The 15,964-nt window shown below is 59.4% G+C and carries 12 protein-coding genes; 7 read left to right on the forward strand and 5 right to left on the reverse strand.

All coding sequences use genetic code 11. The annotated features are described in order from the left end of the window. Positions 1-101: 101 nt before the first annotated feature. Positions 102-998 (forward strand): NAD(P)-dependent oxidoreductase, encoded by an 897-nt coding sequence (locus RMV17_RS06435; protein ID WP_311886044.1) that lies wholly within the window; start codon positions 102-104, stop codon positions 996-998. Here the strand turns inward: RMV17_RS06435 and RMV17_RS06440 are convergent. Further along, positions 889-3,171: a bifunctional diguanylate cyclase/phosphodiesterase gene (locus RMV17_RS06440; RefSeq protein ID WP_311886045.1), complete on the reverse strand. Its 2,283-nt coding sequence runs from the start codon at positions 3,169-3,171 to the stop codon at positions 889-891. The genes RMV17_RS06435 and RMV17_RS06440 overlap by 110 nt on opposite strands. A gap of 149 nt (positions 3,172-3,320) precedes the next feature. After that, a complete protein-coding gene (locus RMV17_RS06445) occupies positions 3,321-3,689 on the reverse strand; it encodes a YkgJ family cysteine cluster protein (RefSeq protein ID WP_034155003.1) in 369 nt (122 codons plus the stop codon). 301 nt (positions 3,690-3,990) lie between these two features. Between RMV17_RS06445 and RMV17_RS06450 the strand changes: the two genes are divergently transcribed. After that, a complete protein-coding gene (locus RMV17_RS06450) occupies positions 3,991-5,340 on the forward strand; it encodes an MFS transporter (RefSeq protein WP_311886046.1) in 1,350 nt (449 codons plus the stop codon). A gap of 199 nt (positions 5,341-5,539) precedes the next feature. Here RMV17_RS06450 and rapA read toward each other — a convergent pair whose 3' ends face one another. After that, positions 5,540-8,386 carry an RNA polymerase-associated protein RapA gene (rapA, locus tag RMV17_RS06455; RefSeq protein WP_311886047.1) on the reverse strand — a complete coding sequence of 949 codons (2,847 nt, stop codon included), beginning with the start codon at positions 8,384-8,386 and terminating at the stop codon, positions 5,540-5,542. Positions 8,387-8,638: 252 nt separating this feature from the next. Between rapA and RMV17_RS06460 the strand changes: the two genes are divergently transcribed. The 3 genes from RMV17_RS06460 (at position 8,639) to ccoM (ending at position 9,498) form a co-directional block, all read left to right on the forward strand. After that, a complete protein-coding gene (locus RMV17_RS06460; RefSeq protein ID WP_003222394.1) occupies positions 8,639-8,980 on the forward strand; it encodes a hypothetical protein in 342 nt (113 codons plus the stop codon). 97 nt (positions 8,981-9,077) lie between these two features. Next, a complete protein-coding gene (locus RMV17_RS06465) occupies positions 9,078-9,239 on the forward strand; it encodes a hypothetical protein (RefSeq protein ID WP_095119184.1) in 162 nt (53 codons plus the stop codon). Positions 9,240-9,384: 145 nt separating this feature from the next. Further along, positions 9,385-9,498 (forward strand): cytochrome c oxidase subunit CcoM, encoded by a 114-nt coding sequence (ccoM, locus tag RMV17_RS06470; protein ID WP_003222396.1) that lies wholly within the window; start codon positions 9,385-9,387, stop codon positions 9,496-9,498. Between the two features lie 1,086 nt (positions 9,499-10,584). On the opposite strand, the gene RMV17_RS06475 is transcribed toward ccoM, so the two are convergent. Together RMV17_RS06475 and RMV17_RS06480 are read right to left on the reverse strand one after the other, a co-directional pair. After that, positions 10,585-12,060 (reverse strand): inorganic phosphate transporter, encoded by a 1,476-nt coding sequence (locus tag RMV17_RS06475; RefSeq protein WP_034153067.1) that lies wholly within the window; start codon positions 12,058-12,060, stop codon positions 10,585-10,587. Between the two features lie 373 nt (positions 12,061-12,433). After that, positions 12,434-12,634 carry a hypothetical protein gene (locus RMV17_RS06480; RefSeq protein WP_034153068.1) on the reverse strand — a complete coding sequence of 67 codons (201 nt, stop codon included), beginning with the start codon at positions 12,632-12,634 and terminating at the stop codon, positions 12,434-12,436. Between the two features lie 653 nt (positions 12,635-13,287). Between RMV17_RS06480 and pcaR the strand changes: the two genes are divergently transcribed. Both pcaR and RMV17_RS06490 read left to right on the forward strand, forming a co-directional pair. Next, on the forward strand, positions 13,288-14,130 hold the full coding sequence (gene pcaR, locus RMV17_RS06485) for a pca regulon transcriptional regulator PcaR (RefSeq protein ID WP_007917109.1): 843 nt from the start codon (positions 13,288-13,290) through the stop codon (positions 14,128-14,130). Positions 14,131-14,423: 293 nt separating this feature from the next. Continuing rightward, the gene (locus RMV17_RS06490) at positions 14,424-15,770 is read left to right on the forward strand and encodes an MFS transporter (protein WP_034153069.1); all 1,347 of its coding nucleotides are present in this window, start codon (positions 14,424-14,426) and stop codon (positions 15,768-15,770) included. The last annotated feature ends 194 nt before the right edge of the window (positions 15,771-15,964 follow it).

Genomic DNA, 15,964 nt, shown 5'->3' on the forward strand with positions numbered 1-15,964 from the left:
CGAGCATCAGGGTTTTCGCCTGACTGTCGCTGGGGGGAATCCTTTCCTGATCGTTGATGAATCGGCCATTATTCGGCGATCTTTAATCGAAAAGAGGCAAAATGATGTCAACGCTACCTTCGTTGGGGTTCGCCGGAATCGGTCTGATGGGCCTGCCCATGTGCCGGCGTCTGTTGGCGGCGGGTTACCCGCTGACCGTGTGGAATCGCAACCCGGCCAAGTGCGCGCCACTGGTCGAGGCCGGTGCCCGCCAGGTGGCGAGTCCGGCTGAACTGTGCGAACACGCCGACGTGGTGATGCTGTGTCTGGCCGATACGGCGGTGGTGCGCGAGGTGGTTTTTGGCGCGGGCGGTATCGCCGAAGGTGCGAAAAGCGGTCAGTTGCTGGTGGATTTTTCCAGCCTTGAACCAACGGCCACTCGCGAGATGGCGGCGACGCTTGCGGAGAAAACCGGCATGTCCTGGCTGGATTCACCGGTGTCCGGCGGCGTGGTCGGCGCCGAGGCGGGCAGCCTGGCGATCATGGTCGGTGGCGAAACGGCAGATCTTCAGCGCGTGCGCCCAGTGCTGCTCAACCTCGGTCAACGCGTCACGCACATGGGTGGCATCGGCGCGGGGCAAGTGACCAAGGCTTGCAACCAGATGATCGTCGCCTGCAATGCGCTGGTGATTGCCGAAGTGGTGGCGCTGGCCGAACAGGCCGGGGTCGACGCGAGCCTGATCGCCGAAGCGTTGGCCGGTGGTTTTGCCGATTCGAAACCTCTGCAGATCCTCGCGCCGCAAATGGCTGAAAGCCGTTTCGAACCGATCAAATGGCACGTGCGCACGCTGCTCAAGGACCTCGACACGGCGGTGAAATTCTCCCGCGAACAGGGTTCGGCGACGCCGATCAGCGGATTGGCCGCACAATTGATGCGCCTGCATGGGGCGCAAGGCTATTTGGCGCAGGATCCAGCGACACTGGTGCAAATGTACCGCGCGCCAGAATCAACGGATTGACCGCGTGTGAATGTTTGCGCTGATTGATTTCTTCCAGCACCGGACGCAATTCGTCCAGCGGCACCGGACGACTGAGCAGGTAACCCTGAATAAAGTCGCAGCCCGAACGTTCAAGAAATTCGTATTGCTCCAGGCTTTCCACGCCCTCGGTCACGACCTGCAAATGCAGGGTGTGCGCCATGACGATGATCGCCTGGACAATCTCCATGTCGGCGGTCGCCGTGGGAATGTCGAGGATGAACGAGCGGTCGATCTTCAAGGTGTTTAGCGGCAGGCGCTTGAGGTAAGCCAGCGACGAATAGCCGGTGCCGAAGTCGTCGATCGACAGCGACACACCGAGCGCGCGTATCTGCCGCAGCAGCACCAGGGTGTTGGCGATGTTGCCCATCAACGCGTTCTCGGTGACTTCCAGTTCCAGCCGTTCCGGCGCGACACCGGCAGTGCGCAAGGCACTTTCGATTTCAGTGGCCAGTTCTTCCCGGGCAAGATTGAGCGGCGAGCAGTTCCAGGCGATTTTCAGTTCTGCGCAGCCATGCCGTGACAGTTCACCCAGATCCTTGCAGGCGCGGCGCAGCACCCAGTTGTCCAGTTCGGCGATCAGGCCATTGTTTTCGGCGATGCTGATAAATCGATCCGGGGTTAGCAAACCATGCAGTGGATGCTGCCAGCGGATCAGCGCTTCGAGTTTGGTGACACGGCCGGTTTTCAGTTCGAAGATCGGTTGGTAATAGAGCGTCAGACCGTTTTCTTCGCGCAGGGCATGGCGCAGTTCTTCTTCCAGTTGCAGCTCGAAGCTGGCGCGGGTCTTGAGGTTGGAACTGAAAAAATGCAGGCCATTACGCCCCGCGCCTTTGGATTGATACAACGCCAGATCAGCGTGCTTGAGCAGTTCTTCGCAGGTGCTGCCATCTTCCGGAAACAGACTGATGCCGATGCTGGTGGTCATCACCATGCGGCGCCCGGCCAGTTCGATCGGCTCTTTCATCTTGAGCATGATGCGCTGGGCCATATTGCGGGCTTCTTCGCGCTCACGAAGACTGATGAGGATGCAGAACTCGTCACCGCCGAAACGCGCGACCACGTCTTCATGACTGCGCACCGAGCCTTTGATGTGATTGGCGATGACCTTTAGCAACTCGTCACCGGCATCATGGCCGAGGCTGTCGTTGATCCGCTTGAAGTGGTCGATGTCGAGAAACATCACCGCGAGCATGCCGCCTTCGCTGGTTTTCTGGCTGAGTTTCTCGGCGAAGATCTGGTTGAAACCGCGACGGTTGATCAGGTTGGTCAGGGCGTCGTAGTTGGCCACTTGTTGCAGCGACATGCGCGCCTGATCGAGTTGACTGAGCAAGGCGTTGAGCCGGCGCAGGTCGTGTTCCTTGTTTTGCAATTTCTTGTCGGCCAGCGCCGCACTGATCGCACTGCCAAGGATCAGCAGGATGATCAGCGCTACGGTCAGACCCAGTTGCAGATGCCCGTTATCGCCGCCGCTCGCTGTCAGGCCTCCCTCGGGAAGAACCAGATCCAGCGCAGCCATGCCGGTGAAATGCATGCTGATGATGCCGGCGCCGAGAATCAGCGCAGCGCTGTACTTGAGCAACTGATGTGCCACGCCGCTGCCTTCGCTCAGATAGCGGGCGACCCACAGCGCGGCGAAACTGGCGCCGATGGCGATCGCCACAGACAGCGCGAACAGTCCTGGCTGATAGTAGGCGGTGGCGCTCGACTTCATCGCCGCCATGCCAACGTAATGCATGCCGGCGATGCCCAGGCCGATGACAAACGCGGTTTTCAAGCAATGCAACGCACTCGGCTGCGTTTCGCTCAGGGTTTGCATGGCCAGCCAAGAGGCGAGTAGGGCGATCAGCAACGAGAAAAGGGTGATGCCAAGGTCGTACTGAATGTCGATCGGTGTCTGGAAAGCCAGCATGCCGATGAAATGCATGGCCCAGATGCCGCCGGCCAGGCAGGTCGCGCCGATCCAGCGCCAGACGCGCTGAGAGCCGGGATCTTCAGCGTGGCCAACCCGTTCGGCCATGTCGAGGGTGGCAAAACTCGCCGCGCAGGCGACCAGGTAGGCCACCAGCACCAGCAAGGGATTATGTGTGCAATCTAAAATGACCTGCCCGCTCTCCGGCAGCTCGGTAACAAACTGCAAACCAAGCCACTCCATAGCATGCCCCATCTTTGAAGTCGTCCTGACTGCGCAGTGAACGCAGGCGAATGACTGGAGTATAGAGGCGGTTTTTGCCGTGCAAGGAGTAGTGGCACATTGGCGCTAATGATTTCGGCATTAGCGTCATAGCGATTGGCGCTAACGGCTCAAGCGATCTGCTCGAAAGGGATTTGCGCCCAATCCGGTTGCAGCGGCGGCAAGCCGAAACGCGCGCGGGCCTTATCGCAATCGACATTCTGCTCGCCATTTTCCCATGACGACTCGAATTCGCGGCAGGGGCTGGAGCGCAATTCATAAATCGAGCACTTGACCTCGCTGCCGACTTCGCCGACCAACGCCGTGCAGCGCGGTGACTTGCAGTCGGTGCCGTTCATCGCCACCCGACTGGGACTGATCTGCGTGACCAGCTCATCAGGCACCGTGCCGCCGGAAGATGCGCACTCACCCCAAAAGAAAGACACGCGAAAATGGGAACAGCAGGCACCGCAATTCAGACACGGACTGACTTCAGACATGGGCGAGGGTATCAAAGGGATTGATCGGGAGATCCGGACGGATCCGGCGGCCATTCTAGGCTTTGCCGCAGACTTGGGAAGGGGGGCGCGAAACTATTTTTTTGTGGCAAGGTTTTGCCGCAAAAGCCCCGGTTTTCGGGGGATTTCAGGCTTATCAAGGGCTTACGTTTCGTTACAGTGCCATGGCCCGATATCAGGCAGACGAATGATCACAGACAGCCTCGGTCTGGCTGACTAGATTGCAGGTTCCGGGCTCGGATGCGTTGGCAGTGAAGCCCTATGACAATAAAGAGACGGACCCATGCAGAACTCGACCCAAGCGGCGAATGCCTGGCGCATTCTGTTCCTGCTGTTCCTCGCCAACCTGTTCAACTTCTTCGACCGCACCATTCCGGCGATCATCATCGAGCCGATCCGCATGGAATGGCACCTCAGTGACTTTCAACTGGGCATCGTCGGTACCGCATTCACCATCGTTTACGCCATCGCCGGATTGCCGCTGGGGCGCATGGCCGATACCGGTTCGCGCAGCAAACTGATGGGCTGGGGCCTGGCGACGTGGAGTGCGCTGACGGCGGTTAACGGTCTGGTCGGCAGTTTCTGGAGCTTTCTGATCGTGCGCATGGGCATCGGCATCGGCGAGGCCAGTTATGCGCCGGCGGCCAACTCGCTGATCGGTGATTTGTTTCCGGCCCATCGTCGGGCGCGGGCCATGGGCATTTTCATGCTCGGTCTACCCTTGGGGCTGTTGCTGGCGTTCTTCACCATTGGTGCGATGGTCAAAGCGTTTGATAGCTGGCGAGCGCCGTTCTTCATTGCGGCGGTGCCGGGGCTGATCCTCGCGATTTTCATGTTCTTCATTAAGGAACCGAAGCGCGGCGCGGCGGAAACCGTGCAGGTTTCGCAAGAGAAGGTCGACAAGCCGATCCGGCGGATTCTGGCGGTGCCGACTTTTCTCTGGCTGGTGCTGGCCGGGTTGTGCTTCAACTTTGCGACATATGCCTGCAACTCGTTTCTGGTGCCGATGCTGCAGCGCTATTTCCTCATGCCTTTGCAGGAAGCGGCGGTGGCGACCGGGATGATCGTCGGCGTCACCGGGCTGGTCGGGTTGACCCTGGGCGGCTGGATTGCCGACAAGATTCACCAGCGCGTGGCCAATGGGCGGCTGTTGTTCGCGGCGTTCAGCCTGATTATCTCGACCTTGTGCACGGCGTGGGCGCTGCATTCGGGGCGGATCGAGATTGGCGTGTTTGTCGCGGTGTTCAGTGTTGGTTGGCTGTTTGCCTACAACTTTTACACCTGCGTTTACACGGCGATTCAGGATGTGGTCGAACCGCGTTTGCGGGCGACGGCGATGGCGTTGTTCTTTGCCGGGCTGTATCTGTTGGGTGGTGGTTTAGGGCCAGTGGTGGTCGGTGGTTTGTCCGATCACTTTGCGCATACCGCGATGGCGGCGGCGGGGGCTGAGCAGATGACCGAGGCGTTCAAGGCAGTCGGGCTGCATGATGCGATGTACCTGATTCCAGTGGCGCTGTTTTTGACCATGGTGTTTCTGTTTCTGGCGGCGCGGTGTTTTGTGCGCGATGCGCAGCGGATGAAGGAGGGGCTGGTTGCGGTGGTTGAGCCAGAGGTTGCAGTAGCGACTGCCTAGCCGCTATCGCTGGCAAGTCGAATCGTCGCACCGCAGCTCCCACAGTGACCGAGTCGTACACATAATCTGTAAACGACCCGAAACCTGTGGGAGCTGGCTTGCCAGCGATGCGGCCGCCAGCATCAGCTGAAAAATCACAGGCAACAAAAAAGGCCCGCATCGCTGCGGGCCTTGTTTTCAGCGATAACGCGAGGGGCGATTAACCCGCCACCAACACCCGAATCGCTTCCAGACGCAACGCCGCTTTATCCAGCATCGCCAGACCCTGCTCACGCTGTTGGCGCAACGCATCCAGTTCGCTGTCACGCACGGTCGGGTTGACCGCTTGCAACGCGGTCAGGCGCGCCAGTTCTTCGTCGGTGTCGGCCGCCAGACGGCGACGGGCCTCGGCCACGCGCTCGGCGTGACGTGGGGCGATCTTGTCCTCAACGGCGTTGATCCGTGGCGTCAGCTGATCACGCTGGGCCTGGATGAACTTGTTGGCGCTGGCACGTGGCACGCTTTCCAGCTGATCGTTCAAGGTTTCGAACGAGACGCGAGCCGACAGGTCGTTGCCGTTGGCGTCGAGCAGGCAGCGCAGGGCAGCCGGCGGCAGGTAACGGCCCAGTTGCAGCGAGCGCGGCGCCACCACTTCGCTGACGTAGAGCAATTCCAGCAGTACGGTGCCTGGCTTCAGCGCCTTGTTCTTGATCAACGCGACAGCGGTGTTGCCCATCGAACCGGACAACACCAGGTCCATGCCGCCCTGCACCATCGGGTGTTCCCAGGTGATGAACTGCATGTCCTCGCGCGACAGCGCCTGGTTGCGGTCGTAGGTGATGGTCACGCCTTCGTCGTCGCCCAACGGGAAACTGGCGTCGAGCATTTTCTCGCTCGGCTTGAGGATCAACGCGTTTTCCGAATGGTCTTCGCTGTCGATGCCGAACGCGTCGAACAGGGTCTCCATGTAGATCGGCAGGGCGAACTGATCGTCTTGCTCAAGGATGTCCTCGACCAGCGCTTCACCTTCGCCGGCACCGCCGGAGTTCAGCTCCAGCAGACGGTCACGACCGGTGTGCAGCTCGGCTTCGAGACGCTCGCGCTCGGTGCGCGCTTCGTCGATCAGCGCTTGCCACTCGCCGTCGTCGGCTTCTTCGAGCAGCGGCAGCAGGCGCGGGCCGAACTGGTGCTGCAAGGCGTTGCCGGTCGGGCAGGTGTTGAGGAACGCGTTCAGCGCTTCGTGATACCACTGGAACAGGCGCTCTTGCGGGCTGGTTTCCAGATACGGCACGTGCAGTTCGATGATGTGCTTCTGGCCGATCCGGTCGAGACGACCGATACGCTGCTCGAGCAAATCCGGGTGCGACGGCAGATCGAACAGCACCAGGTGGTGAGCGAACTGGAAGTTGCGACCTTCACTGCCGATTTCCGAGCAGATCAGCACTTGCGCGCCGAATTCTTCGTCGGCGAAGTAAGCGGCGGCGCGGTCACGCTCAAGGATGTTCATGCCTTCATGGAACACTGTGGCCGGGATGCCGGAGCGCACGCGCAGGGCGTCTTCCAGGTCCATCGCGGTTTCGGCGTGGGCGCAGATCACCAGCACTTTGGTGCGCTTGAGCATTTTCAGCTGATCGATCAGCCACTCGACGCGCGGGTCGAATTTCCACCAGCGGTCTTCTTCGCTGGCGTCCGGCTGCGCCTGGAAGCTGACTTCCGGGTACAGCTCGGCGTGTTCGCCCAGCGGCAGTTCGAGGTATTCGTCCGGGCACGGCAGCGGGTACGGGTGCAGTTTGCGCTCCGGGAAACCCTGCACGGCGGCGCGGGTGTTACGGAACAGCACGCGGCCGGTGCCGTGGCGATCGAGCAGTTCACGCACGAGGCGCGCGCTGGCTTCGGTGTCACCATCGTTGACCGCAGTCAGCAGGGCTTCGCCTTCGTTGCCGAGGAACCCGTGAATGGTTTTGTGCGCTTCGGCCGAGAGACGGCCCTTGTCGAGCAGTTCCTGAACGGCTTCGGCCACCGGGCGATAGTTGTCGCTCTCGGCGCGGAACGCAGCCAGGTCGTGGAAACGGTTTGGATCGAGCAGGCGCAGACGGGCGAAGTGGCTGTCCTGACCGAGCTGTTCCGGTGTCGCGGTGAGCAGCAGCACGCCGGGGATGACTTCAGCGAGTTGCTCGACCAGCGAGTATTCCGGGCTGGCTTTTTCTTCGTGCCAGACCAGGTGGTGCGCTTCGTCGACCACCAGCAGATCCCAACCGGCAGCGAACAGTGCGTCTTGCGCTTTCTCGTCGTCGACCAGCCATTCCAGCGCGACCAGCGCCAGTTGGGTGTCTTCGAACGGGTTGGCGGCATCGCTTTCGATGAAGCGCTCTTCGTCGAACAGCGCGACCTGCAGGTTGAAGCGGCGGCGCATTTCCACCAGCCACTGGTGCTGGAGGTTTTCCGGAACGAGGATCAGCACGCGGTTGGCGCGGCCCGAGAGCAGTTGGCGATGGATCACCAGACCGGCTTCGATGGTTTTACCCAGACCCACTTCGTCCGCCAGCAGAACGCGCGGCGCGATACGGTCGGCAACTTCACGGGCGATGTGCAATTGGTGCGCGATCGGTTGCGCACGCACGCCACCCAGGCCCCAGAGCGAAGATTGCAGCTGGCGGCTGGTGTGTTCGAGGGTGTTGTAGCGCAGCGAGAACCACGCCAGCGGGTCGATTTGCCCGGCGAACAGACGGTCGCTGGCCAGACGGAACTGGATGAAGTTCGACAGCTGGGTTTCCGGCAGGGTGACGGCTTCGTTCTGCCCGTTAAGACCGTGATAGACCATCAGCCCGTCGACATCGTCGACTTGCTGCACGGTCATCTTCCAGCCTTCGAAGTGGGTGATGCTGTCACCCGGCGAGAACCGCACGCGGGTCAGGGGCGCATTCCGTAGCGCGTACTGGCGGGTTTCGCCAGTGGCCGGGTAAAGCACGGTCAACAAGCGGCCGTCCTGTGCCAGAACGGTGCCTAAACCAAGCTCTGCTTCGCTGTCACTGATCCAGCGTTGCCCCGGTTGATACTGCTGCGCCATGCTGCCTGACTCCCACCTTGAAAAAGCGGGCTATCTTAACGGAATGAGGGCCTCAGGGCCAAAGATTACTGGCGTAGGAGCTGCCGCAGGCTGCGATCTTTTGATCTTTGAGAACCCTTGAGGTTTGAGCTGTCTGATAAAGATCGCAGCCTTCGGCAGCTCCTACACGTGCCAAGTGCGTCACAGATTTGCGACGGATGGCTCAAGGCGCCTTTGCCGCAGCCGATAGCCTGCAGACAGGAGACCCTTTATATGTTGCCACCGATGCTCCCCCTGAGCGCTGTGCCGATCACTTCCCAGCAGGATCCGATCCGCCAGCGGCCGGATATTCCTCCGGTGGTGCCGGTGCAGGAAAGCTCCAACGAAAGCACGATCGATCTGCAAAAGCGCGATCCGGAAGAGGATCGATTGCTGGCGCGCGAAGAACAGCGCCGTCAGCAAGAGCGTGATCGCCGTCGCCGCGAGGCTGACGAAGACCCCGAAGAGCATCTGGCCGTGCCGGGCACCGAACTCAACGCCGACAACACCGTGCCGGTAGTGCCGCTGATGGAAGATCAGCCGCGTCAGGGCTTGTGGGTCGATATCGAGATCTGATCTTCGGCTGGTCAGCGCTGGTGTGACGTTGCATTATTGGCGCAGTCCTGCCGGTGATGTGGCAGTTGTGATCCTTTACTGCGATGTACTGAACGCCATGAGCCAAGACGACAAACTGATCGACCTCAGCACTGAGCGCGCCAAGCGGGTGCATGACATAAAAGAGAAACGCCTGAACGAAGTGCGCCAGGCTTTCGAGCAGGCGATGCCGCTGGGAAAAGCCAGGAAAAAGTCGAAAAACAAGCCGAAAAAGCGTTGATCTGCCCCTGCATCCTTTGATGCAGGTCATTTAATTCCCCTCCTTTATCTCCCTTCCTTGCTGGTATTGATCCCGGTCAATTTGTGCGCCTGTGTGTTTGGTAACTTAGTCCCATCGCAGCAGAGCAGGGGCCAGGAGGCCAGTCATGTTTTTCGATAACGTGGTGTTTGCCGGGGTCCTGACTGTAGGGCTGATGGTTCTGTTTTTTGCAGGGTTTGGATTTTTTATCTGGAAGGATGCGAATAAGCGCAAGAAGTGATTCTTCTGGATTGATGAGCACGCAAGGCATTTTGGGGCGACTTCGGTTGCCCCTTTTTTTTTGTGACTTGGCGGCCTTTGGGCCGACCATGTTGTGGGTGTCTGGTGTGTATATCCGTTTCTTCGGTAACGGCGGCTTAGGGTTTCGCCCTTACGGCGACTCACTTTTTTTCAAACGCCAAAAAAAGTAAGCAAAAAACGCTTGCTCCTGCGTGCGGCCCGCTCGCTGGGGCTCGGGGTTCCTTCGCTGCGGGATCGATCCGGGCGCAGCGTCTCCGGTTTGCTTCGCTGCACCTACTCCCGCTGTGTTTGGCTTCGCCAAACGGTCGCTGCGCTCCCACGCCCGGATCAATCCCTCCACTCAGCCTTCCGACGTCGCTCGTGGATCAAGATCAAGATCAAGAGCAGGCGAGCTGACACTCGGCCTATTGAGTGGTGAAGAGCGGGTGTTCGGCTTTGGATTTGTGTTGGATTTGCCCCTCATCGGAACGCCGCCCGCCCAGCCCTCTCCCGAGGAGAGGAAGCCGATTTTTGGGCTTTTCAGAATCTGAGTTCGACTCGGTATTCCAAGTCGGCGTATCTCTTCCAGTCCACGCAATCAGTCCCCTCTCCCTCCGGGAGAGGGCTAGGGTGAGGGGCTTTTGATTTGGCTTGTGATCTTGCTTTGGCTTTGGTTTTTGATCTTTTGCCCCTTCGGCAGGCCGAGCGAAGGTGTTCATCCGGGGGTAGGCGCGCAGCGCCGTGCGGCGCAGCCGCATACATCGAGAGGAGGTGCAGCGAAGCAAACCGTAGGCGATGCCCCCGGATGGACACCGTAGCGAGGGAACACTGAGCCTCAGCGAAGTGCCGTACGCCGGGGCAAGCCTTTTTGGTTACTTTTTTCTGGGCCGGCATTCCGGGCGTCTGGAAAAAGTGACCCGCCGTAAGGGCGGAACCCTAATCAGTAACACCCGCAGCAACGGATATGCCCCCAATCCAATCCAATCCAATCCAATCCAATCCAATCCAATCCAATCCAATCCCAAACCCCAAACACAAAAAAGGCGCGATCCTCTCGAATCGCGCCTTTCTCATGTCCCGCTATCTATCAGCTACCCAGCGCCTTCGACGCCAGCCAGAACAACCCGGCCGACAGCGCCACAGTCGCCGGCAAGGTCAACACCCAAGCCAACAGAATGGTGCGAACCGTGCCACCCTGCAGGCCGCTCTTGTTAGCGACCATGGTGCCCGCCACGCCCGAAGACAGAACGTGAGTGGTGGAAACCGGCAGGCTGAAGATGTTGGCCATACCGATCAAACTGGCAGTAGTGATCTGCGCCGACATGCCCTGGGAATAGGTCATGCCCTGCTTGCCGATCTTCTCACCGATGGTCAGAACAACGCGTTTCCAGCCAACCATGGTGCCCAGGCCCAGGGCCAGAGCAACCGCCAGAATCACCCAGAACGGGGCGTATTCGGTGGTGGTGGTCAGGTCTTTGCGCAGCTTGTCGAGGTCAGCCTTTTCACGCGGTTCCAGGCCAGGCAACTTGCCAACCTTTTTCGCGGTGTCGTCCAGGCAGAGCAGGTAACGACGCACTTCGATGCGGCTTTCCGACGACAGCGAGTGGTAGTCCGCTACACCTTTAAGGGTGTGCAGCAGGGCGCTGATGGTCGGTTCGGTCTGCTGCGGGTTGCAGCGGAATTTCTCCGGCAGGTCGCCTTCCACGCTTTTGCCCAGGGCCAGGAATTCACCCAGCGAATCGGCATTGCGCTGGTAGAACTGGCTCAGGTGCAGGGTCGCGTCGCGGGTGCGTTCGATCTGGTAAGTGGTGCTGTTCAGGTCGAGAACGAACTGCGCAGGGACGATACCGATCAGCACCAGCATGATCAGGCCGATGCCTTTCTGGCCATCGTTGGAGCCGTGCACGAAGCTCACGGCCATGGCCGAGATCACCAGGACCAGACGGTTCCAGAACGGCGGATGCTTCTTGTCGTCGATCTTGCGGCGCTGTTCCGGTGTCTTGTGCATCTTCGACAGCGGACGCCACCATTTCAGGCCGATCAGGATCAGCGCGGCGATCAGGAAGCCAGCCATTGGCGAGAACACCAGCGAGGCGCCGATGTCGATCGCCTTCTGCCAGTTCACGCCATCGGCCAGCGGAATATCGTTGATCAGGGCGTTGGCCAGGCCGACACCGAGGATCGAGCCGATCAGGGTGTGCGAGCTGGAAGCCGGGATACCGAAGTACCAGGTGCCCAGGTTCCAGGCGATTGCCGCGGCGAGCAACGAGAACACCATCGCCAGACCATGGCCGGTGTTCACATTGATCAGCAGTTCCACCGGCAGCAAGTGAACAATGGCATACGCCACGCCAACGCCGCCCAGCAGCACGCCGAGGAAATTGAACACACCGGAAAAGAACACCGCCAGGTGGGGCGGCATGGCTTTGGTGTAGATAACAGTGGCTACCGCGTTAGCGGTGTCATGAAATCCATTGATGAACTCGAAGGCGAGGACAAACGTCAGGGCGAGCAAGAGGCTCACAAGCACCCAAGCATCCAGTCCGCTGAATAAATCGATCATGAAGGTTTTCTGACCCGGTCGTAAGGGGGCGCGATTATGCCAGAAAAGACTGGAAATCGATCCCCTACCTGCTCATCGGTTACACACTTCTTCGATTTAATTTGTTGCAGAGCATGAAAACCCAGCGTTGCGCATGGTTTTTTAACCAATTGATTTACTTGATAAAAGTCTTGTTTTGCAGATGATTTCAGCGATGCGGAGGGGGCTCAAACGCTTGTCTGAAATATCTGTGAAACCTGTAGGACGGTCGTCCTCAGTCCGCAAGAGCGGGTGATGGCCGCTGCCCGCGGGTAGCGGGCGCGCGAGGCATCGTCGTTCCACCGCGCTTGTAACCGGTGTGGACGTAAACCTTCAAAAGATCGAGAACCGAGGCTCAAGGCTCTTCGGGTTTCAGTTCTTCTTCCATCTTTTTAAGTTCTTGCTGGAAAACCTGATCCTGAACGGTAGGGCGTTTACGCCACGCTTTACGTTCCGGTTCTGGCTGAGCGGCGTAGGTGGTGACTTCCCCGCCGTAAACTTCCTTGTAACGTTGTTCCTGGCGCTCAAGTTCCGCGCGCAGTTCGTCTTTCGTCACAGTGCTACCTGTATGAGTTGAGTTAAGTGTCTGGTGAAACGCACTGCAACGAATCGATTGAACGGCGTCACCGCGAGCTCAACGCCAGGACAGGCATTGGTGTAATCGGTGGGGCGATCAAGACTTCCGTGTTACAGGCGGCTACGGCACCAGATAAAAACTGACGCAGCATCAGTTTCCTGTTTCAGCGAGCGCAGGCGTTGCATGAGTGATGCGCGTCAGGCGCTGGCCGGGCTGTTGGCGATGGACATCGCCGCAGCGAGTGAAAACCTCGACGATTAAAAAACGAGGCGCCACTGAGGTGCATTATAGCGGTCGATTCGGGAATGACTATCTTTGCCAAGTTAAAAACGGTTCCGGATGTGTGATTGTTTTGTGACTCGCAACTTTTGTCTCTAGTTGCAGTGCTCGCTGGCCCTTATTTGTCGCGCGATCAGTTTTTGGCGTCATTTAGTCGAACAACTTAGGCTGTGATTCAAATAACGGCCGAAGTTGCGCCAACCCCGGAAAGGGTTTGAGGCGACCTGCACAGCTGATTGCGATTATCGGTCGGCGGTTCGATAATCGCCCAATCTTGCAGGCCCGACGCTTGTGCATTGGTCGGCAAGCCGTTTGTATAGCCCATTGATCCGTGCCGTATAGAAGGACAAGAAATGAACGATCAAATGCGCAACTCTTTCACCTCCGTGGCGCCGCCGATCGTCGCCTCGCCGGCCAAACGCATCCAGGCGCTGACCGGTGATCCGGACTTCATGACCTCGCTGGCTCGAGGCTTGGCGGTGGTGCAAGCGTTTCAGGAGCGCAAGCGCCATCTGACCATCGCCCAAATCAGTCACCGCACGGAAATTCCCCGCGCCGCCGTGCGCCGTTGCCTGCATACCTTGATCAAACTCGGCTACGCCACCACGGACGGTCGCACCTACTCATTGCTGCCGAAAGTGCTGACCCTCGGCCACGCTTATCTGTCGTCGACGCCGTTGGCGGTGTCCGCCCAGCCCTACCTGGACCGCATGAGCGAGCAACTGCACGAAGCCTGCAACATGGCCACGCTGGAAGGCGACGACATTCTCTACATCGCCCGTTCGGCGACCACCCAGCGGCTGATTTCGGTGGATCTGTCGGTGGGCGGTCGCTTGCCGGCGTATTGCACCTCGATGGGGCGGATTCTCCTGGCAGCACTGGACGACACATCACTGCGTGAGTACCTCGATCACGCCGAACTGGTCGCCAAGACCAGTCGCACGATCCATACCCCTGATGCATTGCTCGAATGTCTGCAGGAAGTGCGGCAGCAAGGCTGGTGCATCGTCGATCAGGAACTGGAGCAAGGCCTGCGTTCGATTGCCGTGCCGGTCTACGATGCTTCCGGCCAGGTGGTGGCGGCGCTCAACGTCAGCACTCACGCCGGTCGCGTCAGTCGTACCGAACTGGAACAGCGCTTTCTGCCGGGCCTGCTCAGCGCCAGCCGCGACCTCAGCGCGCAGTTGTTTGCCTGATGAAGTGTTCGATAAACGCACAGTGTCGCGTTTATCGAATTGACGCTAAAACCCTCGGATCATTAATGTCGCGGCAGCGTCATCCGGCGCTGATGTGAATGAGCCCGCCGGACTGCCGACTCCCATAATAATGACAAGAGGCAACTCACCATGCGCATGTTCCCCGACTGTCGCCGCCCCATCCGCTGTTGCCGGGTTCACCGCAACGCCTGATCCAGACCTTCTATTCTTGTGACCGTGCCGCTCTCTGGCCGGCCGCCGTTCGACTGCGTTTTTTGCGTGGAATAAAAATAATGAACCAGCCTCAGTCCGCTGTAGGTCAATGCCTCGACGTGCAGACCTTCATCAATGCCCAACCGATCTCGCGCTATCAATGGCGAGTGGTGATCCTGTGTTTCCTGATTGTCTTCCTCGATGGCCTCGACACTGCCGCGATGGGTTTCATTGCCCCGGCGTTGTCGCAGGATTGGGGCATCGACCGCGCCAGTCTCGGCCCGGTGATGAGTGCCGCGTTGATCGGCATGGTCTTCGGCGCATTGGGCTCCGGCCCATTGGCTGACCGCTTCGGACGTAAAGTCGTACTCGTTGGTGCCGTCGTCCTGTTTGGTGCCTTCAGCCTGGCGTCGGCGTACAGCACTAACGTTGAACAACTGCTGGTGCTGCGCTTCCTCACTGGCCTGGGTCTGGGCGCCGGAATGCCGAATGCCACCACGCTGCTCTCGGAATACACCCCGGAGCGCAAGAAATCGCTGCTGGTGACCAGCATGTTCTGCGGCTTCAACCTCGGCATGGCCGGTGGCGGGTTTATTTCCGCCAAGCTGATTCCGGCGTTTGGCTGGCACAGTTTGCTTATGATCGGCGGGATCTTGCCCCTGATTCTCGCCGTGGTGCTGCTGTTCTGGCTGCCAGAGTCGGCGCGCTACCTTGTTGTCCGTAACCGTGGCACCGACAAAGTGCGCAAAACCCTGGCGCCGATCGACCCGGTCACCGTCGCCCAGGCCTCCAGTTTCAGTGTGCCGGAGCAAAAGACCGTCAAGGCACGCAATGTGTTCGCGGTGATCTTCTCCGGCACTTACAGCACCGGCACCTTGCTGCTGTGGCTCACGTATTTCATGGGCCTGGTGATCGTTTACCTGCTGACCAGTTGGCTGCCGACGCTGATGCGTGACAGTGGCGCGAGCATGGAGCAAGCCGCGTTCATCGGTGCGTTGTTCCAGTTTGGCGGGGTATTGAGCGCGGTCGCTGTGGGATGGGCGATGGATCGCTTCAATCCGCACAAGGTCATCGGCATTTTCTACCTGTTGGCCGGGGTGTTTGCCTACGCGGTGGGGCAAAGCCTGGGCAACATCACCTTGCTGGCGACTTTGGTACTGGTGGCGGGGATGTGTGTGAACGGCGCGCAATCGGCGATGCCGTCGCTGGCGGCGCGGTTTTATCCGACGCAGGGGCGGGCGACCGGGGTCTCGTGGATGCTGGGGATTGGCCGCTTTGGCGCGATTCTCGGGGCGTGGATGGGCGCGACCTTGTTGGGCCTGGGCTGGAATTTCGAGCAGGTGCTGACGGCGTTGGTGATTCCGGCGGCATTGGCGACTACTGCGGTGCTGATCAAAGGCATGGTCAGTCATGCGGATGCCACCTGATATTTCGATGTAAAGCGAAAAGATCGCAGCCTTCGGCAGCTCCTACATGTGAACGCGTAACCCTGTAGGAGCTGCCGAAGGCTGCGATCTTTTGCAGGCAACACGAACCGATAGGTTGACAACAATCTGTTCGATAAACGAACACTCAGTCGATTATCGGATTGTTTGGCCATTTCCCCAGGCTTAATCTGCAG

The sequence above is a fragment of the Pseudomonas sp. VD-NE ins genome (assembly GCF_031882575.1).
Lineage (GTDB): Bacteria > Pseudomonadota > Gammaproteobacteria > Pseudomonadales > Pseudomonadaceae > Aquipseudomonas > Aquipseudomonas fluorescens_BZ.

Coding starts and splice junctions, on each gene's coding strand:
- RMV17_RS06435 (WP_311886044.1), top strand. CDS start 102: ATGATGTCAACGCTACCTTCGTTGGGGTTCGCCGGAATCGGTCTGATG.
- RMV17_RS06440 (WP_311886045.1), bottom strand. CDS start 3,171: ATGGAGTGGCTTGGTTTGCAGTTTGTTACCGAGCTGCCGGAGAGCGGG.
- RMV17_RS06445 (WP_034155003.1), bottom strand. CDS start 3,689: ATGTCTGAAGTCAGTCCGTGTCTGAATTGCGGTGCCTGCTGTTCCCAT.
- RMV17_RS06450 (WP_311886046.1), top strand. CDS start 3,991: ATGCAGAACTCGACCCAAGCGGCGAATGCCTGGCGCATTCTGTTCCTG.
- rapA (WP_311886047.1), bottom strand. CDS start 8,386: ATGGCGCAGCAGTATCAACCGGGGCAACGCTGGATCAGTGACAGCGAA.
- RMV17_RS06460 (WP_003222394.1), top strand. CDS start 8,639: ATGTTGCCACCGATGCTCCCCCTGAGCGCTGTGCCGATCACTTCCCAG.
- RMV17_RS06465 (WP_095119184.1), top strand. CDS start 9,078: ATGAGCCAAGACGACAAACTGATCGACCTCAGCACTGAGCGCGCCAAG.
- ccoM (WP_003222396.1), top strand. CDS start 9,385: ATGTTTTTCGATAACGTGGTGTTTGCCGGGGTCCTGACTGTAGGGCTG.
- RMV17_RS06475 (WP_034153067.1), bottom strand. CDS start 12,060: ATGATCGATTTATTCAGCGGACTGGATGCTTGGGTGCTTGTGAGCCTC.
- pcaR (WP_007917109.1), top strand. CDS start 13,288: ATGAACGATCAAATGCGCAACTCTTTCACCTCCGTGGCGCCGCCGATC.
- RMV17_RS06490 (WP_034153069.1), top strand. CDS start 14,424: ATGAACCAGCCTCAGTCCGCTGTAGGTCAATGCCTCGACGTGCAGACC.